Here is a 26,737-nt window from a genome sequence, read left to right as displayed (position 1 = left end):
GGAGGGGGCGGTCAGGGCAGGCGGGTCCGGATCCACCGGACGCAGGCCCAGGTCAGCAGGGCGGTGAGGGCGAGGAAGAGCGCCGTCTCGGCGCCCTGCAGGACCCAGAAACGGTCGGCCGGCTGGTAGGTCACCCGTTGCCGGTAGCCGAGGTCGGTGAGCTTGGCGAAGCACGCCTGGTCCGCGGCGGGACCGGACGGGGCGGTCTGCCCCGGCGGACGCACGCAGCCCGCCGTCCAGGAGGGGGCGGTGGCCGTCCGTCCGGTGGCGTCGACGGTCTCGTTGGCCAGCACCCAGGCGCCCCGTGGTCCGGCCACGGCGAGCTCCTCCAGCCCTCCGGCGTCGTTCATGCCCAGCTTGGAGATGTTCGCCATGGTGATGGTGACGGTCTGCCGGGCCGCCGGGGCCAGGTGCGGGCGCACCGCGAACGGCACGGCGACCTGGACGGCGACGAACACGGCGAGGGTGACCGCCATGGCGGGCACGGCGCGGCGCACCAGGATTCCCGCGGCGACACCGAGGACGAAGGCGAAGGCGGCATGGCCGACGGGCACGATGCCGCGCGCCGAACAGGAGCGGCGAGATCCGCGCGGCGAAGAACTCGGCGTCGCCGACGGTGGCGCCGGCCGGGTGGATGGTCTCCGGCCGGGTGGCGGCGTCGACGGGGCCGGCCCACCAGGTGACCGCGAGGCTGAGCAGCCCGGCCGCGACCACGGCGGCCAGGCCGATGACAGCGATCTTGGTGACGAGCCAGCGGGTCCGGGTGACGCCCTGGTTCCACACCAGGCGGTGGGTGCCGGTCTCCAGCTCGCGGCTGACGAGCGGCGCGCCCCACAGGACGCCGACGACGGCGGGCAGGGCGTACACCGCCACGATGCCGGCGGAGTACAGGGAGGCGTCGGCTTGGGCGAGCCTCGTGACGCCGGAGCCCGGCAGCGGCCGGCCGGCGATCACGAGGACGGCGGCGGCCACCGCGACCAGGCCGTACACCGCTGCCGCCCAGGCGCGGAACTGGCGCCAGGTCAGCCAGATCATCGCAGCACCGTCAGGGCGGGACGACCGGCCGGCCCGTCGTCGGCGGGAGGGGCCGGGGCGTCGGCGGGACGGGCCAGGTAGGCCAGGACGAGGTCTTCGAGGCTGAGACCGCTCACGCTCCAGGCGGGGTCGAGGATCGGCGCCTCGGTGCGGACGACCAGCGTGGTCTGCCGGTCGGTGTGGCCGGCGGAGACGACCTGCTGGTCCGCGGGCAGCGTGCCGACGTCGCGGCGGGGCCCGCTCAGCCGGTGGTGCGTGGCCAGCAGCTCCTCGACCTCCCCCACCAGCCGCACCTGCGCGGCGACGAGCACGACCAGGTGGTCGCAGACCCGTTCCAGATCGGCGATCAGGTGGGAGGACAGCAGGACGCTGAGCCCGTGTTCGGCGACCGCCTCCATGAGGTCCTGCAGGAACTCGCGCCGGGCGAGCGGGTCCAGGGCGGCGACCGGCTCGTCGAGGATCAGCAGCTCGGGCCGCTTGGCGATGCCCAGGGTCAGGGCGAGCTGGGCGCGCTGACCGCCGGAGAGCCTGCCGGCGCGCTGGTCGGGGTCCAGGCCGAGCCGCTCGATCCGGCGGCGGGCCAGGGCGTCGTCCCAGCCCGGGTTGAGCCGGGCGCCCAGGCGCAGGTGGTCGGCGACGGTGAGGGCGGCGTAGACGGGGGTGTCCTGGGCGACGAAGCCGACCTTGGCGAGTTGGTCGGGGCCGCTTCCCGGGCGGCCGCCGCACACCTCGATCGTGCCCGACGTCGGCGTCAGCATCCCGGCCGCGAGGTTCAGCAGCGTCGACTTCCCCGCTCCGTTGGGGCCGACCAGGCCGGTCACGTGTCCGGCCGGGACGTCGAGCGTGCAGCCGGTCAGCGCCCAGCGCCGCCGGTACTTCTTGCCCAGGTGCCGGGCCCGCAGGATCGCGGTCACGCTATGTCCTCCCGGGCGGTGGTCCGAAAGGTCGTCATGAACAGGGCCTCGATGCTGTCGTCGTCGAGCCCGGCCAGGCGGGCTCTGGCCAGCCAGCGCCGCAGCTCCTGGCGCAGGGGGCCGTGGGCGGCGAGCGAGGCGTCGGTCAATGTCCGGGTGACGAACGTCCCGACGCCGGGTCGGGGGGCGACCAGGCCTTCGTGCTCAAGCTCCCGGTAGGCCTTGAGCACGGTGTTGGGGTTGATCGCCAGGGAGGCCACCACCTCCTTGACCGTCGGGAGCCGATCTCCCTCGGCCAGCAGGCCGAGCCGCAGCGCGTGCCGTACCTGCTGGACGATCTGCAGGTACGGCGAGACACCCGACCGGCCGTCCAGATGGAACTCGATCACCGCATCCTCCACTTTATCTATAGTCGTAGCACTATAGACCATTAGGAGAGTATGACGGGAATCTCCCGAAAGGAGGGGGTCACCAGGCCGATTGCAGACCGGCGCCCGCCGCGCCGGCCGGTACGGTACGAGACATGCGCGCCGAGAGGACGGCACAGGTGATGCTCGCCGCGCTCGTGGCGCTGGCCACCGGGTGCGGAGGCGGCGGAGCGAGCCCGCAGGCGCGTGACGCGACCACCCCGCCGGCCCCGGGCACCGCCCCGGCCCGGGCGACCCAGCCCACGACGCCACCGGCGGGTAAGGCCCTCGCGGGCAAGGTCGTCGTGCTCGACCCGGGTCACAACGGGGGCAACGCCTCCCACCCGGCGGAGATCAACCGGCTGGTCGACATCATCACCCAGCGCAAACCGTGCAACACCACCGGCACCTCGACCGCCTCCGGATACACCGAGCACGCCTTCACCTGGGACGTGGCGCGCCGGCTCCGGCCGCTCCTGGAGAAGGAGGGCGCCGAGGTCGTCCTCACCAGGCCGGACGACCGGGGCGTCGGGCCGTGCATCACCGAGCGGGCCGCCATCGGCAACAAGGCCCGGGCCGACGCGGTGCTGTCCATCCACGGCGACGGGGCCGCCCCCGGCGGGCACGGGTTCCACGTGCTGCTGCCGGGGCTGATCGCCGGGCACAACGACGCCGTCGTCGCGCCGTCACGCAGACTCGGGCTGGCCGTCCGCGCCGCCTACCGCAGCGGCACCGGCCTGCCGTACGCCACGTACGCGGGCCGCGACGGGCTGGAGACCCGCACCGACCTCGGCGGCCTCAACCTGTCGACCCGGCCGGCGGTGTTCGTCGAGTGCGGCAACATGCGCAACCGCGGCGACGCCGCCAAGCTGGCCGACCCCGCCTTCCGCGAGCGCATCGCCGCGGCCCTGGCCGCCGGCCTGACCACCTACCTGCACAGGGGCTGACCCCTCGCCGCCGGTCGACAGCCTGTGGGGCCGCCGGGACCGGACGGACAGCCGGGACCGGACGGACAGCCGGGACCGGACGGACAGAGGGGGCCCCGCGCCGGCAGGCCGGGTCAGGCCGGGGTGTCGGCGATGTGGTTGGCGGCCACGTAGCCGAACGTCATCGCCGGGCCGAGGGTCGAGCCGGCGCCGGCGTAGCTGCGGCCCATGACGGCGCCGCTGGCGTTGCCGGCCGCGTACAGGCCCGGGATGACCGAGCCGTCCGCCCGCAGCACCCGCGCCCGCGCGTCGGTCCGCATGCCGCCCTTGGTGCCGAGATCGCCGGGAACGATCTTGAAGGCGTAGAACGGCGGCAGCCAGAGGGGAGCCAGGCAGGGGTTCGGCCTGACGTACGGGTCGGCGTAGTAGCGGTCGTAGGCGCTGTCACCCCGGTGGAAGTCGTCGTCGCGCCCCTGCCACGCGAAGCCGTTGAACCGGGTGACGGTGGCGCGCAGGGCCGCCGGTGGGACGCCGATCCGCTGCGCGAGCTGTTCGACCGTCGCCGCCCGGAACACGGCTCCGGCGTCGTACCAGGAGTCGGGCAGCGGGAGCAGCGGGGCGACGTCCTTGAACAGGTAGCGGTTGCGGTAGTTCTGGTCCACGATCAGCCAGCACGGGATGTGCCGCGCCGCCGGCGTGTTCCGGTCGTACATGACGTGCACGACGTCGCTGTAGGGCGCGCCCTCGTTCACGAAGCGCACGCCGTTGCCGTTGACCAGGATGCAGCCGGGCAGGGTGCGCTCGGCCAGGCAGAAGTACGGCTCGCCGGGCAGCGGGATGGCCGGGCCCCACCAGGCGTCGTCCATCAGGTCCAGGGCCGCGCCGGCCCGCTCGCCCGCCTCGATGCCGTCGCCGGTGTTCTCCTTGGCACCGACGGTCCAGCTCGTGCCGATGGGCTGGCGCTGGAACTCCGCCCGCATGGCGGCGCTGTGCTCGAAGCCGCCCGATCCGACGACGACGCCGCGGCGGGCCCGGACCAGGGTCCGCACGCCGTCGCGGTCGGCCGTCACGCCGGTGACGCGGCCGGACTCGACGCGCAGGTCGAGGAGCGGGGTGTCCAGCCAGACCGGGACGCCCGCCCGCAGCAGCCCGGCACGGAGCCCGGCGGCCAGGGCCTGGCCCATGGTCAGCGGCTTCTCGCCGCGCAGCGCGGCCGCGGCGCCCCGGGCCAGGCAGGCGGCGCTGACCTCCAGGCCCTTCGGGTTGACCGCGGTCAGGGTCAGCCACTTGTAGTCGGCGCTGAAGACGACCATGCCGGCGGGGGTGGGGATGTAGGCGGGGTTCAGCCGGGCCAGCTCGTCGCCGAGCACCCTGCCGTCGAGCTGGTCGGGCTCGATGCTGCGGCCGCCCGGCAGGCCGCCGGGGAACTCCGGGTAGTAGTCGGAGTAGCCCTCCATGAAGCGGAACCGCAGCGGGCTGTTGCGCATGACGAACGACAGCATGGCCGGGCCGTGGTCGAGGAAGGCCCGCTGCCGGTCGGCCGGCACGGTGTCGCCGACCACGCGGGCCAGGTAGGCGGCGGCCTTGGCGGGGGCGTCGGGCACGCCGGCGGCGAGGATGACCTCGTTGCACGGGATCCAGATGCCGGCGCCGGAGCGGGCCGCGGAGCCGCCGAACGTGGCGGCCTTCTCGATGACGAGGGTGCGCAGGCCGCGCTTGGCGGCGGTGAGCGCGGCGGTCATCCCCGCGGCGCCGGACCCGGCCACGACCACGTCGTACTCCGTCTCGGCGTACCGGACCGCAGAGGAGGCGTGGGCGGGCCGGTGGCCGAGCGTCGCGCCGGCCACGAGCGCGCCGCCCGCCAGCGCGGCCCCCTTGATGACGGCCCGGCGGCTGTGCCCCTCGCCCGCCCGGCCGGGCTCGGGAGACGGCGGGGGGAGGACGGGTGCGTCGGCCATCTGGCATCCCTTCGCGTACGTGCGCCGCGACGGCGGCAGGGGAGGAACGACCGCGCCGGCACCTCGCGCCGGGTGCGACGGGCACGGGCGGGGCCCGTTGCGGCCCTCGGATCCATCGCAAGCATGCGCTTGGTTGGTAATGGTGTCAATGCGCCATCCGGCCGCACGACGGACAATGGGAGGCATGCGCAAATACGTGATCATGGGAGTGCAGGGCAGCGGCAAGGGCACGCAGGCGACGCTGCTCGCGGCCGACCTGGACCTGACGCACATCAGCGTCGGCGACGTCTTCCGCTGGCACGTCAAACACCACACCAAGCTGGGAGCCCAGGTCAGGCGGGCGGTCGCCGCCGGCGAGCTGGTCGGCGACGACCTGGTCGAGGAGGTCGTCGAGCAGCGGCTGCGGCAGCACGACTGGAACTACGGCTTCGTCATCGACGGCTTCCCGCGCAACCGGCGCCAGGCGGAGTTCTTCCTGGAGAGCTACGACATCGACGGCGTCATCCACCTGGACCTGCCCGACGACGAGGTGCGGCGGCGGGTGCTGGCCCGGCGGCTGTGCTCGCGGTGCGGCATGGACTACAACCTCATCGCGCACCGCCCCGAAGCCGAGGGCCGCTGCGACGTGTGCGGCGGCGAGCTGGTCACCCGGGCCGACGACACGCCCGAGGCGCTGGCCAGGCGGCTGCGCGACCACCACGACAAGATCGACCCGGTGCTGGAGCTGTTCCGCCGCAAGGAGTACGTGACGACGGTCGACGCCCGCGGCGACAAGACGACCATCCAGCGGACCATCCGCGACCGGCTCGGCCTGCCGCCCTACACGCCCCCGGCGCCGGACGCCTGACACCCGGCGCGGCCCCCGCCGGTGTCCCGGGACGGCCCTTCGGCCTGGCCGGTCGGGACTTCCGGCCCTGCCGTCCGGCGGCGGTCCGGGGTCCGATGGAAGCGGACCCGAGGAGGAGCCATGATCGTTGTCGGTGTCGACGGATCGGTACCCGCCCGCGCTGCGGTGGAATGGGCGGTGGACGACGCCCTGCGCATGCGCGAGCCGCTGCGCATCGTGCACGCGGTGGACCGCTCCCCGTACCAGATCGCCAAGTTCCCCGCCGCCGAGTGGCCGGACGCCCTCGTCCAGGCCGGGCAGAAGGTGCTGGACGAGGCGCTCGCCCTCGCGCGCGACCGCCAGCCGACCGTGGACGTCAGCACGGAGCTGGGCGACGGCGCGCCGGCCGTCGTGCTCACCGGACAGGCCGAACGGGCCACCGAGATCGTGATCGGCAGCCGTGGCCACGGCGGGTTCGCCGGCGCCCTGCTCGGCTCCGTCAGCGGCCACGTCGCGGGCCGCGCGCGCTGCCCCGTCGTCGTCGTGCCCGGCGCGCCGGGCCAGGTCCGCGGACAGGTCATCGTGGGCGTGGACGACACGCCCGAAGGTGAGACCGCCCTCCGGTACGCCTTCGAGCAGGCCGCGCTGCGCGGTGCCACGTTGCGGGCGATCCACGCCTGGCAGCTCCCCGTGCACGCCTTCGCGCCGGAGCTCGCCTACGACATGGACGACGTCCGCACCACCCAGTACCGGCTCATCAAGGCCGCGATCGAACGGTTCGAGAAGGAGTTCCCGCAGGTCACCGTGGTCGAGGACGTCCAGTCGGGGCATCCCGTGGAGGCGCTGACCAGGGCGTCGTCCGAGGGCGACCTGGTCGTCGTGGGCTCCCACGGGCGCGGCGCCCTCGGCGCGATGCTGCTCGGCTCCGTCAGCCGCGGCGTGCTGCACCACGCCCACTGCCCCGTCGCCGTTGTCCGGCCCCGGCCCGAAAGCCCGCCCCGGCCGGGGACCTAGGGCCCCGCGGGCGGGGACGTTCGGCGCTGCCGCCGCCCCCGCCGGAACGGCATCGTGGAGGGCGAGAGGAAGGTGGCGGCAATGTCAATCCAGGTCAAGGACGTCATGGGACGGGTGGCGATCACCGTCAGGGAGAACGCGTCGTTCGCCGACATCGTGGCGGCGATGAAGCGCTACGCCGTCGGCGCGGTCACCGTGATCGACGCCGACCGCCGCCCGGTGGGCATCGTGTCGGAGGACGACCTGCTGCTGAAGGAGGCCCGCCCGGTCCGGCACCCCGTCCCGCTCTTCGAGTCGCGCAGGCGGCGCCAGGAGCACCGCAAGGCGGCGGGCGTGACCGCCGCCCAGCTCATGACCACCCCCGCGATCACCGTCACCCCGGGCACGCCGGTCCGGGACGCGGCACGGCTGATGCGTGACGAGCGGATCAAGCAACTGCCCGTCATCGACCCGGTGACGGGACGGGTGAGCGGGACCTTGCACCAGCGCGACGTGCTGCGCGTCTTCACCCGGCCGGCGGCCGAGCTGGAAGCCGAGATCAACGCCCTGCTGCCGGACCCGGCCGCGTTCTGGGTCGAGATCGACGGCGGCGTCGTGCACATCCGCGGCACCGTCGAGTGGAGCTCCCAGGTCGTCGACCTGGCCGCGGCGATCCGCCGGGTCGAGGGCGTCGTGGACGTCGTCACCGACCTGTCCTACGACAAGGAGGACCTGCTCATCGTCCCGCCGCTGATGTAGCCCGCCGGCGCGGACACCCCGGCTCCGGGCGCCCCGCGGGACGCCCGGTCACCTCGCCGGCGGCGGGACCACCCAGAGGCCCATCCCCGAGGCCCCGCCGCCGGCCGGCCGGTCACGTTCACCGTGACCGGCCTTTCGCCGTCCACGCGCTCGGGGTCAGTGGCGGGGCCAGGTCCAGTCGCTGATCTCGGGGAGGTCCTCGCCGAACTCGCGGGTGTGAGCCCGCGCCCGCAGCCGCGCGTCGCTCATCCGCTGGCGCAGGTGCGCCTCGGAGGCGCCGAGGCCGGGCACCCGGTCGATGACGTCCATGACCAGGTGGTAGCGGTCGATGTCGTTGAGCATCGCCATGTCGAACGGCGTGGTCGTGGTGCCCTCCTCCTTGTAGCCGCGCACGTGCAGGTTGTCGTGGCCGTGACGGCGGTAGGTGAGCCGGTGGATCAGCCACGGGTAGCCGTGGAAGTTGAAGATGATCGGCTTGTCGGTGGTGAACAGCGTGTCGAACTCGGCGTCGGACATGCCGTGCGGATGCTCGGACGGCGGCTGCAGGCGCATGAGGTTGACCACGTTGACGACGCGCACCTTGAGCCGCGGCAGGTGTTCGCGCAGCAGCGCGGCGGCCGCGAGGGTCTCCAGGGTGGGCACGTCGCCCGCGCAGGCGAGCACCACGTCCGGCTCGCCGCCGCCGTCGGTGCTGGCCCACGGCAGGATGCCGAGGCCGCGGCTGCAGTGCGCGATGGCCTCGTCCATCGTGAACAGGTCGAGCACCGGCTGCTTGCCGGCGACGATGACGTTGACGTAGTCGCGCGAGCGCAGGCAGTGGTCGGCCACCGACAACAGCGTGTTGGCGTCCGGCGGCAGGTAGGCCCGCACCACCGACGCCTTCTTGTTGAGCACGACGTCGAGGAAGCCCGGGTCCTGGTGGCTGAAGCCGTTGTGGTCCTGCCGCCAGACGTGCGAGGACAGCAGGTACGTCAGCGAGGCGATGGGCCGGCGCCACGGGATGTTCTGGGCCGACTCCAGCCACTTGGCGTGCTGGTTGAACATGGCGTCGATGATGTGGATGAACGCCTCGTAGCAGTTGAACAGGCCGTGCCGCCCGGTCAGCAGGTAGCCCTCCAGCCAGCCCTGGCACAGGTGCTCCGACAGCACCTCCATGACCCGCCCGCCGGGGGCGAGGTGCTCGTCGGTGGGCTCGACGCGGGCGTTCCAGGCGCGGTCGGTGACGGTGAAGACGTCCGACAGCCGGTTGGAGGCGGTCTCGTCGGGGCCCATCAGCCGGAAGGTGCGCGGGTTGGCGGCGACGACGTCGCGCAGCAGGCCGCCGAGCACGCGGGTGGGCTCGCTGGTCTGCGTGGCGGGCGTCTTGATCTCGACGGCGTACCTGCGGAAGTCCGGCATGCGCAGCGGGGCGAGCAGCTCGCCGCCGTTGGCGTGCGGGTTGGCGCTCATCCGGCGCGGCCCGTCCGGCACCGTCTCCAGGACGGCGGTGACGGGCCTGCCGTCCCCGTCGAACAGCTCGTCCGGCCGGTACGAGCGCATCCACTGCTCCAGCATGGCCAGGTGCTCGGGGTTGTCGCGGACGCCTGACAGCGGCACCTGATGGGCCCGCCAGGTGCCCTCGACCGGCACCCCGTCCACCTCGCGCGGCCCGGTCCAGCCCTTCGGCGTCCGCAGGACGATCATGGGGAGGCGGTCGGCCCGCCCGGCGCGGTAGGCGGCGATCTCCTCGAACGTCTCGTCCAGCGCCGCCACCATCTCGCCGTGGTCTGGGCCCACGATGCGCGGGCGGTAGCCGTAGCCCTCCATGAGCTTGAGCAGCTCGGTCTCGGGGATGCGGGCCAGCACGGTCGGGTTGGCGATCTTGTAGCCGTTCAGGTGCAGGATGGGCAGCACCACGCCGTCCCGCTCGCGGTCCAGCAGCTTGTTGGAGTGCCAGCTCGCGGCCAGCGGCCCGGTCTCCGCCTCGCCGTCGCCGATCACACAGGCCACGACCAGGTCCGGGTTGTCGAAGGCGGCGCCGTAGGCGTGGGCCAGGCTGTAGCCCAGCTCACCGCCCTCGTGGATGGAACCGGGAGTCTCCGGCGCCACGTGGCTGGGGATGCCACCGGGGAAGGAGAACTGGCGGAACAGCCGCCGCATCCCGGCCGCGTCCTGCGAGACCTCGGGGTAGCGCTCGGTGTAGGCGCCCTCCAGCCAGGCGTGCGCGACCGCGGCCGGTCCGCCGTGGCCCGGCCCGGCGATGTAGATCATGTCCTGGTCGCGTTCGCGGATGACCCGGTTGAGGTGGGCGAAGCAGAAGTTGAGCCCGGGCGTGGTGCCCCAGTGTCCCAGCAGGCGCGGCTTGATGTGCTCGGGCCGCAGCGGCTCGGTCAGCAGCGGGTTGTCCAGCAGGTAGATCTGGCCGACCGACAGGTAGTTCGCCGCCCGCCAGTACGCGTCTATGTGGTCCACGACGCCCATGCGATGTCCTCCGGTGGTTGACTGCGATCAGGTCTCACTGTCCCCCGTACCCCGGTTCGCACACCGCCGCCGGAGGTCACCTCGGGTCGGGACGAAAGTCCTCGGAGTCGCTCAGGCCCCGCCCCAGACGGGCACGTCCACGACGTCGTCGTGCTTCCAGGTGAGCGTGTCGCGCACCGCCACGACGCCGTCCACGCCGCGCGCCACCCGGACCAGCGACAGGGCCTCGCTGTGCCGGGTCACCGTCCCGGCCAGGGTCGCGACCCCGTCCGTCACCTGGATGTCCAGCGACGCCGGCTCGGTCCACGGGGCGGTGAGCGGGATGCTGTCCAGCAGCTCGCGCCGGATGTCGTCGTCGGCGCGGACGAACACCTTGAGCAGGTCGCGCCGGCTGACGATGCCGACCAGCCGGCCGTCGGAGTCGACGACGGGCAGCCGCTTGATGCCGTGCCGGTCCATCAGCCGGGCGGCCAGCACGACGGGGGAGTCGGGCGTCGTCACGTACGCCGGGCGGGTCATGAGCTGGCCCGCGGTCTCGCCCGCCGCCTTGTGCTGGCCGCTGCCCTCGCTGCCCAGCGAGTGGCGGATCCGCGCCCGCAGCGGCTGCCGGTACTCCTCGCCGCGGAAGCGCGCCTTGAACTCCTCCTTGGCCAGCAGGTCGACCTCGGACACGACGCCCCTGACGTGGCCGTCGTCGTCCACCACGGGCAGGCCGCTGACGCCCTTGTCGATCAGGAGTTGCGCGACGGCCCGGAAGGAGGCGTCCTCCTGGACCGCCGTCACGTCCGCTGTCATCACGTCGCGGATGGTCATGCTCATCTGACTGCCCTCCTCGTCGGGCGACACCCCTATCGCACCTCGCCGCTGCGCCGGACCGTAGGGCCCTAAGTCCCCGCTGACCTGGCCTTTCGTCAGTCGGGCCGCCATAGGGCGCGCCGGGCCGGGCCCTATGGCGCGCCCGGCCGGGCCGAAGGTCCCCCGGGGGCGGGCCGTACGGCACTGCCGCCCCAAGGGGTGGCAAAGCTTTGCTTGGGGTGTGACAAGGACAGTGACCCCGCGAGGAGAGGGGGCCGTCATGGCCGCCACGATGAACAAGCCCGTCGCCCGCATGCACGCCGCCCCCGTGACCCGCCGTCCCGTCGACTACGTCTGGGCCCTGACCCGGATCGCGATCGGCTGGGTCTTCCTGTGGGCGTTCCTGGACAAGACCTTCGGCTGGGGCTTCGCCACTCCGGCGAACCGGGCCTGGCTCGAAGGCGGCAGCCCCACCACCGGCTTCCTCAAGGGCACGGGCGAGAACGCCCTCGGCGGCTTCTTCGCCGGCCTGGCCGGACAGGCCTGGGTGGACTGGCTGTTCATGGCCGGCCTGCTCGGCGTCGGCGCCGCTCTCGTCCTCGGCGTCGGCACCCGCGTCGCGGCGGCGGCCGGCGGCCTGATGCTGCTCCTCATGTGGGCGGCCGAACTGCCCCTCACCACCAACCCGTTCATGGACGACCACATCGTCTACGCGATCGTGCTGGTCGGGCTGGCCATGGCCGACGCGGGCGCCACGCTGGGACTCGGCGGCCTGCCGATCGTCCGGCGTCACGCGATCCTGAAGTAGCCGTCACCGTGCGGCCCCCGGCGCCCCCACCCCGCCCCCGCGGGGTGGGCATCGCCATGCCCGGCGCTCTGCGCGGCGGGCCAGGATGGCGCGGGCCGACACCGCGACGCAACACGCGCCCAGCAGCAGCCCCCACAGCACGTCCGTCAGGAAGTGCATGCCCCGGTACAGGCGGGAGAAGGCGACGACCAGCGGCACCGCCACGCCGAGCGTCCACACCAGGGCGCGGGCCACCGGGCCGCGCACGCGGACGGCGAGCAGCAGCGCGACCGCGCAGTAGAAGCCGACGGCGGCGCTGACGTGCCCCGAGGGGAAGCTGGAGGTGGGCGGAGCCGGGTCGAGGTGGTGCACGGGCGGCCGGTGGCGGGCCACCAGGGCGCTGGTCGCCAGGAAGATGAGCGACTGGCTCCACACGGCCGCCACCAGGAACGCCGCCTCGTGCAGCCGCCGGCGGACCAGGCCCAGGAAAGCGGCGGTCGCCGCGGTCAGGGCGACGATGTACGGGGTGTCGGACAGGCTCGTGCCGATGTCGGTCAGCGTGTTCCACAGGCCGCTGCGCCAGGCGGCGAGGCCGGTGTTCACCGCCGCCTCGCCGGTGGGCAGGGACGTGACGAGCTCTCCGGCGCCGTACGTCACCGCGGTGAGCGCGACCAGCGGTAACAACAGGGCAGAGGCGTAGTGCCGGAGGTGGCCGGTCAGGGGGCGCCGGGGGCGGCCGGTCAGCCGGGGGTGGCCGGTCAGGGGGCGGCGGGGGTGCCCGGTCACGGGGTGCGCGGGGAGGCCGGTCACGGGGTGCGCGGGGTGGCCGGTCACGGGGTGCGCGGGGTGGCCGGTCACGGGGTGCGGGGGGTGCTCAGTGTGCTCAGTCACGGATCGCCCTCACCGACTCGGGTTCGACGCCGTCTCGGGGCGGCACGACCGGCCGGCGGCCGCGGTCCCGCCGCCAGGTCTCGAACGCCGCCGTGGTGGCGGCGATCACCGCCGCGCCCAGCACGATCCCGCCGAGCACGTCGCTGACCCAGTGCACGGCCAGCGCGACCCGGGTGAAGGACACCGTCAGGACGAGGAACGCGGCCGCCGCCCAGGCCAGCTGCCTGCCCCATCGCGGCAGCGCCGGCAGCAGCGCCAGCACGATCACGCCGGCGCCCAGCGTGACGGTCAGGGCATGACCCGACGGGAACGCGTCACCCGGCGCCAGCGCCACCGGGTCGGGCAGGTGCGGCCTCGAACGGTCCACGAGGAGCTTGAGTCCCGCGCCGAGCAGCCCGCCCACGGTGATGGTGGTGATCGCCCACAGGGCGAGCCGCGGGGCGCCCCGGTGGACGAGCCAGCCGGCCAGCGCGGCCACCGCGATCCGCCACGGCCACGGGCCGAACACGTCCGTCCAGACGATCATCACCTCCGTCACGTCAGGGTGGGCCCGCGCGTAGGCGTGCAGCGCCCGCGCGACGCCGGCGTCCAGTTCGTTCAGCGGCAGCTTGGCGATGACGAGCAGCAGCATGAACGGGATCATCATGAGGGCCACCGCGAACGACGCGAGGGCCAGCCGCAGGCCCAGCCTGCGGTCCCGGTCAGGGTGCGTGCTCGTCCAGCGACTGGTGGTCATGCGCGGGGAGCACCTCTTTCTCCTCGGATGACGGTCGGCGGTTCACCTCCGCCCCCGGCTACCCGCTCGCGAGGCGATCATCCCTCCGCCATCCCTCCGCCATCCCTCCACGGGCCGTCGCGGGAGTGGACCTTCGCCCGGGCGCCGGGCGCGCCGCACGTCGGGCACCATGGAAGGGTGACGGGAAACGCGCACGCCGTCGGCGTGCCCCACGGACCCGCGCCGGCCCACCGGTCGACCCAGGAGGCCCGGCCGGCCGCGTCGTTCACGGCGCTGGCCGAGCTGGTGGCCGGGGGCGGCGTGGCGGTGCTCAGCGGGGCCGGCCTGTCCACGGAGTCCGGCATCCCCGACTACCGGGGCCCCACCGGCCGGGCCCGGCGGGCGGAGCCGATGACCTACCAGAGGTTCGTCGGCAGTGCGCAGGCGCGGCGGCGCTACTGGGCGCGCAGCCACGTCGGCTGGCGGCAGATCGGGCAGGCCAGGCCCAACGCCGGGCACCACGCGGTGACAGTGCTGGAGCGGCACGGCCTGCTCGCCGGGATCGTCACCCAGAACGTCGACGGCCTGCACCAGGCGGCGGGCGCCCGGCAGGTGATCGAGCTGCACGGCGGCCTCGACCGGGTCGCCTGCCTGTCGTGCCGGCGGCGCACCTCCCGCGCCGAGCTGGACCAGCGCCTGCGCGCCGCCAACCCCGGCTGGGAGGCGAGCGGGCGGATCAACCCCGACGGCGACGCCGTGCTCACCGACGAGCAGGTCGAGGGGTTCAGGGTGGTCGACTGCACCGGCTGCGGCGGGCTGCTCAAGCCCGACGTGGTGTTCTTCGGCGAGAACGTGCCGCGCGACCGGGTCGACGCGTGCTTCGCGCTGGTCGGCGGCGCGCGGGCGCTGCTCGTGCTCGGATCGTCGCTGGCGGTGCGGTCCGGGCTGCGGTTCGTCACCCGCGCGGCCGAGCTGGGCATCCCGATCGGCATCGTCAACCAGGGGCCGACCCGCGGCGACGCCGACGCGACGGTCACCTTGGACGCGCCGCTCGGTGACGCGCTCGGCGCTCTGGTCGCGCGGCTGACCGGCCGCTGAGCCCCGGCCCCGGTGGGTCCTTGATCTGGTACGGATCGCGGCGCAGCCCCTTCTACGCCCCCTATACGCCGACTTTTCGTGCTTTACAAGATCTTGTCACGCCTCGGCGGCGGTGATTACCTCGTGCGGGTACCGCGCGGCATCCGCGCGCACCCCCCGAGCAGGAGGACCGGTGTCGACCAAACCCTGGTTACGCAGCGCTGCCCTCGCCGTCGCCATCGCGGCGGCCATTCTGCCCTCCACCGGCGCCGCCCAGGCCGAACCTGGCGCGACAGCCCCGGTGGTCCACGACTTCCAGGCCGAACAGCACGGCAAGCCCGACCTGGACAACCGGCGAGGCAGTGTCCCGCCGCCCGCCGGGATCAACGCGCGCAGCGCGGGACCGGCCGCCCGCGTCCGTTGGAACGCTCTCGGCACCCCGGCCGTCGTCACCGGCGCCGAGCCGCTGGCCGAGGGCCTGGGCAGTGACCCCGAACAGGTCGCCCGCGCCTACCTCAAGGATCGCGAGGGCCTGTTCGGTCTGTCCGCCCAGGCCGTGGACGCCCTGGAGAAGGTCGCCGTCAACCCCATCGGCGACGGCCACGCCGTCCTGCTCCGTCAGCGCTTCGGCGACCTGCCTGCCGGCGTGGACGGTCTCGTCAGCGTCGGCGTGCTCGATGGCACGGTCCGGCACGTCACCTCGTCGCTGTCCCGCGAGACCGGCGCCCCTCCGGCCGCCCGGATCACCGAGCAGCAGGCGCTGCAGATCGCCGCCCGCGACGGCGGGATCGACCTGGCCACGGCCGTCACCAAGAAGGTCACCGCCGTGGCCGTGCCCGCTCCCGACGGCGTGCACAGCGCGTACCAGGTGGTGCTCATCGGCGGCGAGGACGGCGAGGCCGCCGGCTACACCACGCACGTGGACGCCGTCAGCGGCGCCGTCCTGGTCCGCGAGAACCTGGTCGACCACTTCGACCCGGACAACCCGCGCTGGGAGGCGTTCCCGGCCAACCCGCCGGCCGACTACTCCTCGGCCGACACGCGCCGGACCTGGTGCGCCACCGCCGGCCCGGGCTGCGACTACGTGGTCGGCGGCGACCCCGCCACCGGCAGGGCGTGGGACGTCGACCACGCCACGGGCGAGTCCACCCGCACCAGTCTCGGCAACGCGGCGCGCACGTTCGAGAACCGGGCCAGCGGCGATCCGTTCACGGTCGGCACCCGCAGCAACGCGCTCACGCCCAGCCGCGACTACGTCTACCCGTGGCGCAACGCCTGGTACGAGTCCAAGTGCGACCCCGCGGCCTTCGACAAGGAGGGCGAGGCGGACCTGGAGGCGGCGATCGCCAACCTGCACGCGATGCACAACCGCATGCACGACTGGTCGTACCGGCTGGGCTTCACCGAGACGGCCTGGAACATGCAGGCCGACAACGGCGACCGGGGCGGTCTCGGCGGCGACCCCGAGCAGGGCAACGCGCAGGCCGGCGCCCGCGTGCTGTCCGTCCGCGACAACGCCAACCAGATCACCGGCCCCGACGGCGTCGCGCCGATCACCAACATGTACCTGTGGCAGCCGATCGCGGGCGCGTTCTACGCCCCGTGCGTGGACGGCGACTACGACATGTCGGTCATCGGCCACGAGTACACCCACGCCATCTCCGGCCGCATGGTCGGCGGCCCGAACGCCGGCTGGAGCGGCGCCCAGGCCGGGGCCATGAACGAGAGCACCTCCGACCTGCTCGCCATGGAGTACCTGGCCGAGTACGGCTTCCGGCCGGCGGGCGTCACCCCGTACGTCACCGGCGGCTATGTCACCGGCGACCACGAGCGCGGCATCCGCAACTACGACATGTCGAAGTCGCCGCTGAACTACAGCGACATCGCCTACGACATCGTCGGCCAGCAGGTACACGCCGACGGCGAGATCTGGTCGGCCACGCAGTTCGACGTGCGGCAGGCGTTCGTCAAGAAGTACGGCAAGGGCACGGCCAAGCAGCACAAGGCCTGCGCCGACGGGCAGACGCCGGTCGACCGGTGCCCGGGCAGCCGGCGCTGGGCGCAACTGTCGTTCGACGCGCTGCTGCTGATGGCGTCGGGCGCGGTCAGCTACGTCGACCACCGGGACGCGCTGCTCGCCGCCGACGCGATCCGCTTCGGCGGGGCGAACCAGGGCATCATGTGGCGGGCGTTCGCCGAGCACGGCCTCGGCGAGGGCGCGGCCAGCAACGGCCCGAACGACCCCGACCCGACGCCCAGCTTCGTCGACCCGGCCGGCAAGAACGGCTCGTTGCAGCTCAAGCCGCTAGGCGAGGCCAAGGGCGCGGCGCTGCGGCTGTACGTGGGCGACTACGAGGGGCGCGTGGTCCCGGTCGCCGACACCGACCCGGCGACGGACCTGGGCGACACCGTGGAGATGACGCCGGGCCTGTACGACTTCGTCGTCGCGGGCAACGGCTTCGGCCACACGCGGTTGAAGTTCGCCGTGCTGCCCGGGGTGAAGCTGCCGCTCCCGCTGCCGCTGTCGCGCAACCACGCCTCGGCCACGGCCGGCGCGGCGGCCTCCGGCGACGGAGTCAACCACGCCAAGCTGATCGACGAGACGGAGGCCACGAACTGGGCCTCCCTCACCGGGGCTCCGGCCGGCAAGTCGGTCACCGTGGACCTGGCGGGTGACGCGCCCGTCAAGATCCGCAGGGTGCAGGTGAGCGCCATGCTCCGGCCGAACACCGGCGACCCGGCCGACCCGGGTGGCCAGAACCGCTTCTCGGCCCTGCGCTCGTTCGAGGTGCTGGCGTGCAGCTCCGGCTGCTCCGACCCGGCCAACTTCACGAAGATCTACACCAGCCCGAAGGACGCCTTCAAGGCCGCGCTGCCCCGTCCCCGGGGGGCCGACCTGCTGATCAAGTCGTTCCGCGTTCCGGCCACCACCGCCACGCATCTGATGCTGCGCGCGGCGACCACCCAGTGCACCGGCAACCCGCTGTACGCCGGTGAGCAGGACGACGACCCGAACTCCGCGACGGACTGCGCCACGGCCAGCCCGCAGCGCGACCAGGTCCGGGCCGCCGAGTTCCAGGCGTACTCGCACTGACCCGCGGCGAACGCCGGCGCGCCCCCTCCCGTCCTGCGGGAGGGGGCGCGCCTCGTGCGGGGTCAGGCGTGCGACTTGACCGACAGGCCCTCCCCTGGAGGAGTGCCGCACGAGGGGCCGTTCGGCCCGCCGACGCGCACGGAGTGGAAGAAGTCGCGGTAGGTGATGAAGAAGTTGCCCTTGCCACCGGGCGACGTGACCGCCGTGCAGCCCTGGTAGCCGGCCTCGGAGTGGAGGTGGATGTAGGAGCCGGTCCGGTTCCAGTCGGACTTGGCGCGGCCGGCCATGCCGAGCGCGGCCAGGTCAGGGGTGCTGGCCTGGATCTCGATCATGTCTCCGGTGCCGTCCAGCCCGGAGAACATGCAGTAGTGGCCGGTTCGGCAGCGGTCGTAGCCGTCCGCCGCCTGCGCCGGGAAGGCGGGTGCCAGCGCGAGCGCGAGGGCCGCCGTCGGTAACGCCAGCATCTGAAGCTTCTTGCCCATAGCCTCTCCAAGGGTGAAACTTTTCTTCGGCGATGAGGCGAACATACACGCTTGGATCTTGCCGGGGAAGGGGGGCGGGCGATCTCCCGCCCCGCTGACCCGCCGGGCCGGTCAGCCTGCGATGTGCTCCGGCCGCACTCCCAGGCCGATGAAGCGGCCCATGGCATGACGCAGCGGCGGCAGGGCCCTGAACGCGGTGAAGATGGGCGGTACGTGTCCGGTCGTGTCGTCGGCCAGGTCCTTGGGATACAGATCGCGCAGGATGCCGACCTGGAACGCCTGGGTCACCCTGGCGGCGCGTTCCCTGCGCGACTGGACCCGGGCGAGGTCCGCCTCGCCGGGGCGGCCGGGCCGCAGCAGGACGGGGCCGAGCAGGTTGGCGGCGGCCACCGCGTCCTGCACCGCCAGGTTGATGCCGACACCGCCCGCGGGCGACATGGCGTGGGCGGCGTCCCCGATGCACAGCAGCCCCGGCCGATGCCACCGCGGCAGCCGGTCGACCCGCACCGTCAACTCATGCACCTCCTCCCAGCCGGCGATCTGGCCGACGCGGTCGCGCAGCGCCGGCGCCAGCTCCGCGACCCGTTCCCTGAACGCGGCCAGGCCGGCCTCCTTGACCTGGGCGGACGCCGCGGCCGGAATCGCGTAGGCGAGCTGCCAGAACGCGCCCCTGTCGATGGAGATCAACGCTCCCTTGCCGCCCTGGAAGAAGGGCACCTGATCGTCTTCACGGCGGGGGAGGCGGAACCACAGCACGTCCATGGGCGGCGAGCCGGCCACGGGCTCCAGGCCGGCCCGCGCGCGGATCCTGGAGTGCCGGCCGTCCGCGGCGATCACCAGGTCGGCCCGCACCTCGACCGGCCCGTCGGCGGTGGCCGCCCGCACCCCCGCGGCCCGGCCGCCCTCCATGATCAGCTCGGTCGCCTCGGTGCTGCGCAGCAGCCGGAAGGAGGGGTACGCGGCGGCCTTGCCGGCCAGGAAGTCGAGCACGTCCCACTGCGGCATGAAGGCGATGTAGGGGCACCGAACCTTCAGCCGGGTGAAGTCGGCGAAGGTGACGGCCCGGCCGCCGAGGTTCACGGTGACCGCGGGCATCCTGGTGTGCGGCAGCCGCAGGAACTCCTCGATCCAACCCAGCTCGGCGATCAGCTCAAGCGTGGAGGGGTGGACCGTGTCACCCCTGAAGTCCCTGAGGAAGTCGGCGTGCTTCTCCAGCACGGTCACCTCGACGCCCTGGCGGGCCAGCAGGAGGCCGGCCATCATCCCCGCGGGGCCGCCGCCGACGACGCAGCATCGGGTGGTCTCGGTGCGCATGGTCTCTCACCTTTCGTGGGGGAAGAGCAGGTCGACGAGGCTCGCCACGTCGACGGGGGATCCGGTCCTGCGGCCGATCGCCACCGTGGCGAACAGGGTCCTCGCCGCGGTCGCCGTGTCGTGCGGACGCAGCTCGCCGGCGGCGACCCGGGCGGCCAGGAAGCCGGCGATGAGCCGCTGGCCCTCGCCCACCAGCTCCGCCAGCGCCGCGCGGGCCTGCGTGGCGCTGAAGAACACCGCCACGAGGTCGGCGTTGTCGGCGAGCAGCCGGTCGAACGCGCCGAGCAGCTCGGTCAGCACTTCGGTGGCCGGCCGCGCGTGGTGGTCGGCCGCAAGCAGCTCGCGCAGCCGAGGCAGGAAGCCCCGCTCGGACAGCAGCGTCTCGACCAGGGCCTCCTTGCTGTCGAAGTACCGATACAGCAGGCCGGGCGTCACCCCTGCCGCTTCGGCGACGTCCTTGACCGACGCGCCGTCGACGCCTTTGCGGGCGAAAGCCTGCATCGCCGCGTCGAGAAGTTGCTCGCGCCGCCACTCGGCCTGTTGCTTCCGGGTCCTCGCCATCGCTCCATCCATTGAATAAACGTTTATTCAATACTAGGGGACGCGCGACCCCGGTCGCAATGACTTGATGCTCGGCGAGCGCCTGTGCGGTGCCGGGAGGTGGTTCACCACAGGGAACACTCGTGCCAGGCCACTCGGCACGGTCCGCGCAGAAGTTCGCGGATCGGGGGGCGTACGCCACTCCCGCCACTTTCACCTTATAGCAGATGGGCACGCCTCATGAGGCGCGAAAAAGTGCTTCATACTGCCCGTTGCCAACCGACCCGACGAACGGTGGAGCGACGACATTGGGCTACGTGATCGGTTTCGAGCACATCGACGCGACGAAGGTCGCGGACGTCGGCGGAAAGGCGGCGCACCTGGGCGAGCTCGCGCGCATCGACGGCATCCGCGTGCCCGACGGCTTCTGCGTCACGACGGACGCCTTCCGGCGGGTCCTGGCAGCGGCGCCGTCGATCGACGCTCAGCTTGACCTGCTGTCGCACGCGGAACCGGACGACCGCGCGGCGATCCGCGCACTGAGCGCCGACATCCGCCGCGTCGTCGAAGACGCCGCGGTGCCCGACGACGTCGTGGCGGCGATCAGCGAAGCCCTCGCCCGGCTCGGGGAGCAGGCCCCCTGCGCGGTGCGTTCCAGCGCGACGGCCGAGGACCTGCCGACCGCGTCCTTCGCCGGCCAGCAGGACTCGTACCTGAACGTCGTGGGCCCGGCGGAGGTCCTACGGCACGTACGGCGGTGCTGGGCCTCGCTGTTCACCGAACGGGCGGTGACCTACCGGTGCCGCAACGGCTTCGACCACCGGAAGGTGCGGATGGCGGTGGTCGTCCAGCGCATGGTGTTCCCGGACGCGGCGGGGGTGCTCTTCACCGCGGACCCCGTGACCTCGAACCGGAAGATCGCCACCGTGGAAGCCGTCTGGGGGCTCGGCGAGACGCTGGTCTCCGGTCTGGCCGCCGCGGACGTCCACACAGTGCGCGACGATCAGGTCGTCGCCACGTCGGTCGCCACCAAGCCGCGGCTCGTCCGGGCGGCGCCGGGAGGCGGCACGCAGGACGTCGCGGTCGAGCCGCGGCGGCAGACGCAGCCGGCTCTGACGGACGTCCAGGTCGTGCGCCTGGTGCGCCTGGGACGGCGCGTCGAAGCGCACTTCGGCCGGCCCCAGGACATCGAGTGGTGCCTGGTCGGCGACGACTTCCACGTCGTCCAGAGCCGGCCGATCACCACGCTGTTCCCCGTCCCCGCGACCGGCGACCAGGACAACCACGTCTACATCTCCGTCGGTCACCAGCAGATGATGACCGACGCGATGAAGCCGCTGGGCCTGTCCCTGTGGCAGCTCACGACTCCACGGCCGATGCATGAGGCGGGCGGGCGGCTGTTCGTCGACGTGGCCCCCGCCCTGGCGACGCCCGCGGGCCGCGCGGGCCTCCTGGAGGCCCTGAGAAAGGCCGACCCGCTGATCGGGGACGCGCTCCAGACCATCCTCGACCGGGGCGACTTCATCCGCCTGCTCCCGGACGAAGGCCCCGGGCCCGCGGCCGGCAGCCCGCCCGCTCCGATCGAGGCCGATCCGGCCGTCGTCGCCCAGCTCGTCCGACAGGGGCAGGCGTCCCTCGCCACCCTGCGGCGCGAGATCGAGGGGCTGTCCGGGCCGGCGCTGCTCGACTTCGTCCTCGCCGACATCGCGGAGCTGAAACGCGTGCTGTTCGACCCGCGGGGCATCCAGTTGATCATGGCGGCGATGGACGCGGCCGAGTGGCTCAACGAGCACATCGAGGCGTGGCTGGGCGAGAGGAAGGCGGCCGACGCGCTCACGCAGTCCGTCCCGCACAACGTCACGTCGGAGATGGGCCTGGCGCTCCTCGACGTCGCAGACGCCATCCGGCCGTACCCGGACGTCGTGGCGTTCCTGCGCCGCGTCGTGGACGAGGACCGGGACGGCGACGGCTTCCTGGACGAGCTGGCCGGGCTGACCGGCGGGCGAGAAGCACGTGACGCCATCCGAGGCTTCCTCGACGCCTACGGCATGCGCTGCGCGGGCGAGATCGACATCACCAGGACGCGCTGGAGCGAGCGTCCCGCCACGCTCGTGCCCACCATCCTCGGCAACATCGAGAACTTCGAGCCGGGCGCCGGCAGGCGGCACTTCGAACAGGGACGCCAGGAGTCGCGGCGGAGAGAACAGGAGCTGCTGACGCGATTGCGCGCGCTGCCCCACGGGGACCGCAAGGCCGAGGAGACCAAGCGGATGATCGACCGCGTCCGCACCTTCGCGGGATACCGGGAGTATCCCAAGTACGGCATGGTCAGCCGCTACTTCGTCTACAAGCAGGCGTTGCTGCGGGAGGCGGATCGCCTCGTCAGGTCCGGCATCCTGCGCGAGAGGGAAGACATCTTCTTCCTCCGGCTGGAGGAGCTGCGGGACGTCGTGCGCACCGGCGAGGTGGACGCCGGCCTCGTTCCGCGAAGGCGGGAGGCGTTCCGGTCCTACGAGGCGCTCACCCCGCCCCGGGTCCTCACCTCGGACGGCGAGGCCCTCACGGGCCGGTATCGGCGTACCGACGCCCCACCCGGCGCACTGGCCGGCCTCCCCGTCTCGGCCGGCACCGTCGAGGGCCGGGCCCGGGTCGTCACGGACATGGCGCGGGCCGACCTCAAGGCGGGCGACATCCTGGTCACCGCCTACACCGACCCGAGCTGGACCCCTCTGTTCGTCACCGTCGCCGGACTGGTGACGGAGGTGGGCGGCCTGATGACGCACGGCGCGGTGATCGCGCGGGAGTACGGCTTGCCGGCCGTCGTGGGTGTGGAGCAGGCCACCCGGCTGATCCGCGACGGACAGCGGATCCGCGTGCACGGAACCGACGGGTACGTCGAGATCCTCGACTGAACCGTCGCATCAGGCCGGCCCCGGCCGGCCACGCGGCGACGGCAGCCGCCGGACGTCCCACGGCGGAGGTGCGGCGGCGGCGGACCGCAGCACGCGCCCGCCCTCACGATGACACCCCGTAGCGGGCGGCGATCGCGGCGGCGCGGTCGCGCAGCGAGTTGCGCAACCACTGCGGGGCCAGGGCTTCGGCGTTCGTGGTGAGCTGCCACAGCGCCCATGCGGCGTGCCTCGGGTCCTGGAAGGTCACCTCCATCCGCAGCCAGCCGTCCGCCTCGGCTTCCTCGGACAGGACGGCCAGCGCGGTGCCCACCAGCTCCTCCCGTCGCGCCGGGTTGACCCGCACCAGCACGGCGACCTGGTCGCCGCCGGTCCGGAACCGCGTGCTGCGTTCCTGCCAGGCTCGGCTCAGATCGACCCGGTCCGGTCGCTGCGCGGGTTCGGCCAGCTCCTCGGCGGCCAGGATCCTGGACAGCCGGTAGGTGCGGTCCGCGCCGGACCTCGTGGCCAGCAGGTAGCCCCGGTCGCGTACGGTGACCAGGCCGATCGGGTCCACCGTGCGCCACTGCGGGGTCCGGTCGACAGCGGCGTAGTGGATGCGCAGCTTGTGTCCGGCGAACACCGCGCGCAGGACCTCGGCCGAAACGGTGTCAGGCGCCTCCTCCGTGACCAGCCGGCGCGAGAGGAGGTCGGTCTCCGGGTCGATGAGCAACCGCTCGGCCGCGCCGGCCGCGGTGTCCCGATAGCTCGCGGGTAGCGCGTCGACCACCTTGAGCATCGCCGAGGCGAGCGCCGAGCCGAGGCCGAACGCCTGCGCGCCACGCCGCGATCCGGCGACCAGCAGGGCGAGGGCCTCGTCGTGGTTCAGCCCGGTGAGCTCGGTCCGGAATCCGGGCAGCAACGCGAAGCCGCCGTGCCGGCCGCGTTCGGCGTAGACGGGGACACCGGCCGCGGACAGCGCCTCGATGTCGCGCTGCACGGTGCGGGTGGACACCTCCAGCTCGCGGGCCAGCGCGGCCGCGGACAGCCGGCCGTGCTGCCGCAGCAACAGCACCAGCGAGACCAACCGGTCGGCGCGCATGCGAAAACTCTACAGAAATACACGACACAGGATGTCGTGATTTGTTGGGAGGCTGATCAGCACGGCCAGGGGAGCGGTGGCCACCGCGCCGACGGCCGTGAACGTACTAACACGAATCGAATGGAGCTGATACAGCGATGGAGCGAACGGCGGTCAACCCGTGGTCGTGGTCGGTGGAGCTGGGGTACAACCAGGGAGAGGTCGTCTCCGGGCACACCCGGACCCTCTACTGCGCCGGGCAGGCCGCGATGAGCGGCGACGGCAAGCCCCAGCATATCGATGACATGGCGGCACAGCTGGCGCTGAGCCTCGACAACATGGAGGCCGTGCTCGCCGAGGCCGGCATGTCCCTCGCGAACCTCGTCCGGCTCAACGTCTACACCACCGACGTCGACCGGCTCTTCGAGCATTACGGCGTGCTGGCGGCGCGGCTGGGCGCCGCCGGGGTGGCGCCGGCCACCACGATGCTCGGGGTGACGCGGCTGGCGGTCCCCGGCCTGACGGTCGAGCTTGAGGGAACCGCCGTCGCCTGAGGCGACCTCGCCGCCTCCGGCAGGGCTGCCGGAGGCGGCACGAATGCGAGGCAGGCAGGTGACTTCCGATGCTCAGAATGGTGACGATCGGCGTCTACGGCTTCGACGTCGAGTCCTTCCTGCTGCGACTGCGGCAGGCGGACGCTCGCCTGCTGATCGACGTACGCCAGCGCCGCGGGGTCCGCGGACCCGAGTACGCCTGGGCGAACTCCCGCCGGCTGCAGGCGGCCCTCGCCCAGGCCGGCATCGCCTACGAGCACCACCGTGAGCTCGCCCCGACCACCGAGTTACGCCGGCTCCAGTACGCCGAGGACGACCGGCAAGGGGTCGGCAAACGCTCACGCCGCGAGCTCGCCGCCGAGTACGCCCGCCGCTACACCACCGAGATCCTCGACCGCGCCGACCTGACGCCGATCGTGTCGGAGCTGCCGGGCGGCGGGACCGCGGCGCTGCTCTGCGTCGAGCGCGACCCCGAGGCCTGTCACCGCTCGTTGATCGCCCAGCGGTTGACCGAGCGGCACCACGTCACGATCGAGCACCTGCGCCCGTGAACCACGCCGTGCAGGACGACGGTCCAGGGTCCGTTCCGAGCGGCGGACCCGCACAAGGAGGTCTCAGCACGTGTCCAGCAGGACGTCTCCGCGACCGCGACACCGAGGTGTGTCCCGCGTCGATCGCCGGGCGGCGCGGTGACCGCCGAGGCGGAGGGGCTGTTCGAGCTGCCGGCGCTCGCCAGCCCGCCCGCGGACGGGCTACGGGCGACCGCGCCGCTGGCGGTGCGGATGCGGCCGCGCACGCTCGACGAGGTCGTCGGCCAGGCGCACCTGCTGCGTCCCGGCGCGCCGCTGCGGCGGCTGGTGGAGGGCGGGGCGGCGGCGTCGGTGGTGCTCTACGGCCCGCCCGGCACCGGGAAGACCACGATCGCGCGCCTGCTCGGCACCGTCGACACCCGGCACTTCGTCGCCCTCTCGGCGCTGTCCAGCGGCGTCAGGGAGCTCCGCGAGGTGATCGACGGGGCGCGCCGTCGCCGTGACCGCCACGACCAGCAGACCGTCCTGTTCGTCGACGAGGTGCACCGCTTCTCCAGGACCCAGCAGGACGCGCTGCTCGGAGCCGTCGAGGACCGGCTCGTGCTGCTCGTGGCGGCCACCACGGAGAACCCGTCGTTCGCGGTGGTGGCGCCGCTGCTGTCACGCTCGCTGGTGTCGCAGCTCCGCTCTCTGACCGAGGACGAGGTCCGCGAGCTGCTGCGCCGCGCGGTGACGGAACCGCGCGGCCTCGACGGCTCGGTCACGCTGTCGGCCGAGGCGGAGGCCGCCCTGGTGCGCCTCGCCGCCGGCGACGCCCGTCGCGCGCTGACGGCGCTGGAGGCGAGCGCTGACGGGGTGGCGGCCACGGGCGGCGAGGTGATCGACGTGCCGGCCGTGGAGCGGGCCGTCACCGAGGCCACCGTGCGCTACGACCGGCAGGGCGACCAGCACTACGACGTCATCAGCGCGTTCATCAAGTCGATCCGCGGCTCGGACCCCGACGCCGCGCTGCACTACCTGGCCCGCATGCTGGTGGCCGGGGAGGACCCGCGGTTCGTCGCGCGGCGGTTGCTGGTGCACGCCAGTGAGGACGTCGGGCTGGCCGACCCCACCGCGCTGCAGGCCGCCGTAGCCGCGGCCCAGGCCGTCGAGCTGCTGGGGATGCCCGAGGCCCGCCTGGCCCTGGCGCAGGCCACCGTGCACCTGGCGACGGCGCCGAAGTCGAACGCGATGATCGTCGCGATCGACGAGGCCATGGCCGACGTCCGCGCGGGCGCCGTCGGCGCGGTGCCCGCGCACCTGCGATACGGCCGCTACTCGGGCGCCAAGGAGCTGGGCAACGCGGTCGGCTACCGCTACCCGCACGCCACCCCCGAGGGAGTCCTGGAGCAGCAGTACCCGCCCGACGCGCTGGTGGGCAGGGACTACTACCGCCCTGCGCGGCACGGCGGGGAACGCACCCTGCGCGAGCGCCTCGCCCAGCTTCGCCGGGCCGTCCGCGGCGGGTAGCGGCGCCGACGCGATCTCGCCGGCCACGGCGCGTCGATGCCGCACCCGCGTGGCGACCGGCCCGGGCGTCATCGCTCCTGGATCTTCGGGGGGGGGGGGGGGGGGGGGGGGGGGGGGGTGTGGGGGGGGGGGGGGGGGGGGCGGCCGGGGCCGGTGCGGACGCCGTCGCGGTGGATGTCGGCCGGGCCGGGCACGCGGCTGC

At 73.3% G+C, this 26,737-nt stretch carries 23 protein-coding genes; 11 read left to right on the top strand and 12 right to left on the bottom strand.

The window, feature by feature from the left end; translation table 11 throughout:
* Window positions 1-11: 11 nt before the first annotated feature.
* The 3 genes from ACGF0J_RS37470 to ACGF0J_RS37460 form a co-directional block, all read right to left on the bottom strand.
* On the bottom strand, window positions 12-554 hold the full coding sequence (locus ACGF0J_RS37470; RefSeq protein ID WP_393153957.1) for a hypothetical protein: 543 nt from the start codon (window positions 552-554) through the stop codon (window positions 12-14).
* Between the two features lie 477 nt (window positions 555-1,031).
* A complete protein-coding gene (locus ACGF0J_RS37465; RefSeq protein ID WP_393153954.1) occupies window positions 1,032-1,949 on the bottom strand; it encodes an ABC transporter ATP-binding protein in 918 nt (305 codons plus the stop codon).
* On the bottom strand, window positions 1,946-2,338 hold the full coding sequence (locus ACGF0J_RS37460; RefSeq protein WP_393153951.1) for a GntR family transcriptional regulator: 393 nt from the start codon (window positions 2,336-2,338) through the stop codon (window positions 1,946-1,948). The genes ACGF0J_RS37465 and ACGF0J_RS37460 overlap by 4 nt, the downstream gene beginning before the upstream one ends.
* A 134-nt stretch (window positions 2,339-2,472) precedes the next feature.
* Between ACGF0J_RS37460 and ACGF0J_RS37455 the strand changes: the two genes are divergently transcribed.
* The gene (locus tag ACGF0J_RS37455; protein WP_393153949.1) at window positions 2,473-3,303 is read left to right on the top strand and encodes an N-acetylmuramoyl-L-alanine amidase; all 831 of its coding nucleotides are present in this window, start codon (window positions 2,473-2,475) and stop codon (window positions 3,301-3,303) included.
* Window positions 3,304-3,416: 113 nt separating this feature from the next.
* Here the strand turns inward: ACGF0J_RS37455 and kstD are convergent, their stop codons facing one another.
* Complete coding sequence (kstD, locus tag ACGF0J_RS37450; protein ID WP_393153946.1) at window positions 3,417-5,240, bottom strand: 3-oxosteroid 1-dehydrogenase; 1,824 nt, start codon at window positions 5,238-5,240, stop codon at window positions 3,417-3,419.
* Between the two features lie 184 nt (window positions 5,241-5,424).
* Here kstD and ACGF0J_RS37445 point away from each other — a divergent pair, with 184 nt between their 5' ends.
* From ACGF0J_RS37445 to ACGF0J_RS37435, 3 genes are all read left to right on the top strand, one after another.
* Window positions 5,425-6,087 carry an adenylate kinase family protein gene (locus tag ACGF0J_RS37445; protein WP_393153944.1) on the top strand — a complete coding sequence of 221 codons (663 nt, stop codon included), beginning with the start codon at window positions 5,425-5,427 and terminating at the stop codon, window positions 6,085-6,087.
* 120 nt (window positions 6,088-6,207) lie between these two features.
* Window positions 6,208-7,080, top strand: a complete 873-nt coding sequence (locus tag ACGF0J_RS37440) for a universal stress protein (protein WP_393153941.1) — start codon at window positions 6,208-6,210, stop codon at window positions 7,078-7,080.
* An 81-nt stretch (window positions 7,081-7,161) separates the two neighbouring features.
* Window positions 7,162-7,818 (top strand): CBS domain-containing protein, encoded by a 657-nt coding sequence (locus ACGF0J_RS37435; protein WP_393153938.1) that lies wholly within the window; start codon window positions 7,162-7,164, stop codon window positions 7,816-7,818.
* Window positions 7,819-7,974: 156 nt separating this feature from the next.
* On the opposite strand, the gene ACGF0J_RS37430 is transcribed toward ACGF0J_RS37435, so the two are convergent.
* Together ACGF0J_RS37430 and ACGF0J_RS37425 are read right to left on the bottom strand one after the other, a co-directional pair.
* Complete coding sequence (locus ACGF0J_RS37430; protein ID WP_393153936.1) at window positions 7,975-10,278, bottom strand: phosphoketolase; 2,304 nt, start codon at window positions 10,276-10,278, stop codon at window positions 7,975-7,977.
* A gap of 111 nt (window positions 10,279-10,389) precedes the next feature.
* Window positions 10,390-11,097: a CBS domain-containing protein gene (locus ACGF0J_RS37425; RefSeq protein WP_393153934.1), complete on the bottom strand. Its 708-nt coding sequence runs from the start codon at window positions 11,095-11,097 to the stop codon at window positions 10,390-10,392.
* Between the two features lie 256 nt (window positions 11,098-11,353).
* Here ACGF0J_RS37425 and ACGF0J_RS37420 point away from each other — a divergent pair, with 256 nt between their 5' ends.
* Window positions 11,354-11,881 carry a hypothetical protein gene (locus ACGF0J_RS37420; protein ID WP_393153932.1) on the top strand — a complete coding sequence of 176 codons (528 nt, stop codon included), beginning with the start codon at window positions 11,354-11,356 and terminating at the stop codon, window positions 11,879-11,881.
* 3 nt (window positions 11,882-11,884) lie between these two features.
* Here ACGF0J_RS37420 and ACGF0J_RS37415 read toward each other — a convergent pair whose 3' ends face one another.
* Together ACGF0J_RS37415 and ACGF0J_RS37410 are read right to left on the bottom strand one after the other, a co-directional pair.
* On the bottom strand, window positions 11,885-12,751 hold the full coding sequence (locus ACGF0J_RS37415) for a phosphatase PAP2 family protein (protein WP_393153930.1): 867 nt from the start codon (window positions 12,749-12,751) through the stop codon (window positions 11,885-11,887).
* Entirely contained in the window at window positions 12,744-13,487 is a 744-nt protein-coding gene (locus tag ACGF0J_RS37410) for a phosphatase PAP2 family protein (protein ID WP_393153928.1), read from the bottom strand. The genes ACGF0J_RS37415 and ACGF0J_RS37410 overlap by 8 nt, the downstream gene beginning before the upstream one ends.
* 177 nt (window positions 13,488-13,664) lie before the next feature.
* Here ACGF0J_RS37410 and ACGF0J_RS37405 point away from each other — a divergent pair, with 177 nt between their 5' ends.
* Window positions 13,665-14,564 carry an NAD-dependent protein deacetylase gene (locus tag ACGF0J_RS37405; RefSeq protein ID WP_393153926.1) on the top strand — a complete coding sequence of 300 codons (900 nt, stop codon included), beginning with the start codon at window positions 13,665-13,667 and terminating at the stop codon, window positions 14,562-14,564.
* Window positions 14,565-14,736: 172 nt separating this feature from the next.
* Window positions 14,737-17,637 (top strand): M36 family metallopeptidase, encoded by a 2,901-nt coding sequence (locus ACGF0J_RS37400; protein WP_393153924.1) that lies wholly within the window; start codon window positions 14,737-14,739, stop codon window positions 17,635-17,637.
* Window positions 17,638-17,699: 62 nt separating this feature from the next.
* Here the strand turns inward: ACGF0J_RS37400 and ACGF0J_RS37395 are convergent, their stop codons facing one another.
* The 3 genes from ACGF0J_RS37395 to ACGF0J_RS37385 form a co-directional block, all read right to left on the bottom strand.
* The gene (locus ACGF0J_RS37395; RefSeq protein WP_393153922.1) at window positions 17,700-18,119 is read right to left on the bottom strand and encodes a peptidase inhibitor family I36 protein; all 420 of its coding nucleotides are present in this window, start codon (window positions 18,117-18,119) and stop codon (window positions 17,700-17,702) included.
* A 111-nt stretch (window positions 18,120-18,230) separates the two neighbouring features.
* The gene (locus tag ACGF0J_RS37390) at window positions 18,231-19,433 is read right to left on the bottom strand and encodes an FAD-dependent oxidoreductase (RefSeq protein WP_393153920.1); all 1,203 of its coding nucleotides are present in this window, start codon (window positions 19,431-19,433) and stop codon (window positions 18,231-18,233) included.
* Between the two features lie 6 nt (window positions 19,434-19,439).
* Window positions 19,440-19,994, bottom strand: a complete 555-nt coding sequence (locus ACGF0J_RS37385) for a TetR/AcrR family transcriptional regulator (protein WP_393153918.1) — start codon at window positions 19,992-19,994, stop codon at window positions 19,440-19,442.
* A 287-nt stretch (window positions 19,995-20,281) separates the two neighbouring features.
* Between ACGF0J_RS37385 and rph the strand changes: the two genes are divergently transcribed.
* Window positions 20,282-22,885, top strand: coding sequence for a rifamycin-inactivating phosphotransferase (gene rph, locus ACGF0J_RS37380; RefSeq protein WP_393153916.1), 2,604 nt, complete (start codon window positions 20,282-20,284; stop codon window positions 22,883-22,885).
* Between the two features lie 103 nt (window positions 22,886-22,988).
* Here the strand turns inward: rph and ACGF0J_RS37375 are convergent, their stop codons facing one another.
* Window positions 22,989-23,963: a helix-turn-helix transcriptional regulator gene (locus ACGF0J_RS37375; protein ID WP_393153914.1), complete on the bottom strand. Its 975-nt coding sequence runs from the start codon at window positions 23,961-23,963 to the stop codon at window positions 22,989-22,991.
* Window positions 23,964-24,100: 137 nt separating this feature from the next.
* On the opposite strand from ACGF0J_RS37375, the gene ACGF0J_RS37370 reads away from it, so the two are divergent.
* From ACGF0J_RS37370 to ACGF0J_RS37360, 3 genes are all read left to right on the top strand, one after another.
* Entirely contained in the window at window positions 24,101-24,496 is a 396-nt protein-coding gene (locus tag ACGF0J_RS37370; RefSeq protein ID WP_393153912.1) for a RidA family protein, read from the top strand.
* Between the two features lie 68 nt (window positions 24,497-24,564).
* Window positions 24,565-25,047 (top strand): DUF488 family protein, encoded by a 483-nt coding sequence (locus tag ACGF0J_RS37365; protein ID WP_393153910.1) that lies wholly within the window; start codon window positions 24,565-24,567, stop codon window positions 25,045-25,047.
* 138 nt (window positions 25,048-25,185) lie between these two features.
* Window positions 25,186-26,535, top strand: a complete 1,350-nt coding sequence (locus ACGF0J_RS37360) for a replication-associated recombination protein A (protein ID WP_393153908.1) — start codon at window positions 25,186-25,188, stop codon at window positions 26,533-26,535.
* Window positions 26,536-26,737 lie beyond the last annotated feature (202 nt).

Origin of the sequence: Nonomuraea sp. NPDC047897 (assembly GCF_043204415.1) — a bacterium.
GTDB lineage: Bacteria > Actinomycetota > Actinomycetes > Streptosporangiales > Streptosporangiaceae > Nonomuraea.
The sequence above is the reverse complement of the archived record's forward strand: the minus strand, read 5'-3'. Positions and strand labels throughout refer to the sequence as shown.

What these genes read in the sequence shown, in the direction of transcription:
- ACGF0J_RS37370 (WP_393153912.1), top strand. Translation starts at nt 24,101, where the DNA reads ATGGAGCGAACGGCGGTCAACCCGTGGTCGTGGTCGGTGGAGCTGGGG.
- ACGF0J_RS37425 (WP_393153934.1), bottom strand. Translation starts at nt 11,097, where the DNA reads ATGAGCATGACCATCCGCGACGTGATGACAGCGGACGTGACGGCGGTC.
- ACGF0J_RS37420 (WP_393153932.1), top strand. Translation starts at nt 11,354, where the DNA reads ATGGCCGCCACGATGAACAAGCCCGTCGCCCGCATGCACGCCGCCCCC.
- ACGF0J_RS37410 (WP_393153928.1), bottom strand. Translation starts at nt 13,487, where the DNA reads ATGACCACCAGTCGCTGGACGAGCACGCACCCTGACCGGGACCGCAGG.
- ACGF0J_RS37395 (WP_393153922.1), bottom strand. Translation starts at nt 18,119, where the DNA reads ATGGGCAAGAAGCTTCAGATGCTGGCGTTACCGACGGCGGCCCTCGCG.
- ACGF0J_RS37445 (WP_393153944.1), top strand. Translation starts at nt 5,425, where the DNA reads ATGCGCAAATACGTGATCATGGGAGTGCAGGGCAGCGGCAAGGGCACG.
- ACGF0J_RS37440 (WP_393153941.1), top strand. Translation starts at nt 6,208, where the DNA reads ATGATCGTTGTCGGTGTCGACGGATCGGTACCCGCCCGCGCTGCGGTG.
- kstD (WP_393153946.1), bottom strand. Translation starts at nt 5,240, where the DNA reads ATGGCCGACGCACCCGTCCTCCCCCCGCCGTCTCCCGAGCCCGGCCGG.
- ACGF0J_RS37390 (WP_393153920.1), bottom strand. Translation starts at nt 19,433, where the DNA reads ATGCGCACCGAGACCACCCGATGCTGCGTCGTCGGCGGCGGCCCCGCG.
- ACGF0J_RS37435 (WP_393153938.1), top strand. Translation starts at nt 7,162, where the DNA reads ATGTCAATCCAGGTCAAGGACGTCATGGGACGGGTGGCGATCACCGTC.
- ACGF0J_RS37365 (WP_393153910.1), top strand. Translation starts at nt 24,565, where the DNA reads ATGCTCAGAATGGTGACGATCGGCGTCTACGGCTTCGACGTCGAGTCC.
- ACGF0J_RS37375 (WP_393153914.1), bottom strand. Translation starts at nt 23,963, where the DNA reads ATGCGCGCCGACCGGTTGGTCTCGCTGGTGCTGTTGCTGCGGCAGCAC.
- ACGF0J_RS37430 (WP_393153936.1), bottom strand. Translation starts at nt 10,278, where the DNA reads ATGGGCGTCGTGGACCACATAGACGCGTACTGGCGGGCGGCGAACTAC.
- ACGF0J_RS37385 (WP_393153918.1), bottom strand. Translation starts at nt 19,994, where the DNA reads ATGGCGAGGACCCGGAAGCAACAGGCCGAGTGGCGGCGCGAGCAACTT.
- ACGF0J_RS37455 (WP_393153949.1), top strand. Translation starts at nt 2,473, where the DNA reads ATGCGCGCCGAGAGGACGGCACAGGTGATGCTCGCCGCGCTCGTGGCG.